Below are 1,359 nucleotides of genomic sequence, written 5' to 3'. Positions count from 1 at the left end.
GCGGAGATTTCGTCCGCCGCGCGAGCCCCCGAAACGGAGGTCAGGGCCGCAACCGAGCCGAGAAGAAGGCTGCTCACGTTCATTCTGGATTCTCCATTCAAAAGGGGATCGCGTTCTTCATTGCGATCTGAGGAATGCGGAATACCCGCTGAATAGGGTGAGTTGCCGTCTGATATTGGCATAAGGAAATCGACGTCTTGTCTGGCGCGAGGACGTACTGCTTCGACGATGGTGCGACACACGGAAGAAACGCTGTGCTGGGTTGCCTTCTGCCGACGAAGGTGAGGATCGACCAGCGTCCGGCTTAAATAGACGTCACAACGCCTACCGCCCCGCTTCCACACGGCTGTTCGGCCAAACTCTTCGGGCACACGGGAGGGGCAGCCCTTGTGAATCAATCGCCATAATCATCTCCGCTGTTAGTGGGCTAGCAGGGTGCGTTCCATGCGGAGCAGCAAGCGACGTGCCATTCCGACGAGCCGGCTTCGCGATAATTTAAATTGGCCGCTGCTGCTCGTGGCGCTCTCTTGTCGGCGCAGGCTGAGCACGAGAATCAGAGTTTGGGACAAATTCGTATGTTTGGAATCTGACACTTTCGCCCGATGCCGACAGCCTTTGCCAATACCGACGCATTCCGGCTTCGGGCTTATGTAATGAGTTAAGGCCGTTTTTATGAGACAAAGATGCGCTCGACAGTGACCGACACATTGCCTCCCAGAGTCTGGACCCGACATTGCGCTCGCCCGCAAAAAAATGCAGCCTGACTGTGATGATGATGGCGGAACGACTGGGCATCGCAAAGAGCACCTAATTGAAGATCGAAAAAGGAGACCCCACGGTGGCTATGGGTGCTTACGCCATGACCTTTTTTGTTCTGGGCTTTGAAGAGGCTCTGACTAAGATCGTCGACGCCCAGCGGAACGAACAAGGCCTGCTCCTCGACGCCGAACGTTTGCCCAAAAGCTCGCAGACGTCGAGAGGGTGGTCGCCACATGGCGAGAGGAGGGGCGGGCGCTTGGGATGACCCACCAAGAACTCGATAGCTCACCGACGCGTTCGAACATCGCGAAAGGCAAGCCGCCCAAATTGCGCAGCAATGACACTGAACGCGTTCTCGTCCCGGGCCGCCCTTCACCCGCCGTCTCCGGCGCCGAAAGCTCGAGGGCCATGCGTGCGCTTCGCCAGGTGCAATTCGAAACGGTCTCGACAGCCCCGTTTCTGGCTGCCCTGCAGCGAGCGGGACCCTCTTGCCTGCCATCCGGGCTGCACAACTGGCTGAACCGCCCGCCGAAGGGCGAAAGCCGGCGACCCCAGCCCTCAAGACCAATGCGCTTCTGCCGCCTTGCGGATCGCCCAGAG

At 58.9% G+C, this 1,359-nt stretch carries 1 protein-coding gene; it reads left to right on the top strand.

What is annotated here, in order from left to right:
* Nucleotides 1-811 precede the first annotated feature (811 nt).
* Entirely contained in the window at nt 812-1,024 is a 213-nt protein-coding gene (locus AC0L26_RS31910; protein WP_473636075.1) for a hypothetical protein, read from the top strand.
* Nucleotides 1,025-1,359 lie beyond the last annotated feature (335 nt).

Source organism: Mesorhizobium sp. WSM4823 (genome assembly GCF_055811195.1).
The sequence above is the reverse complement of the archived record's forward strand: the minus strand, read 5'-3'. Positions and strand labels throughout refer to the sequence as shown.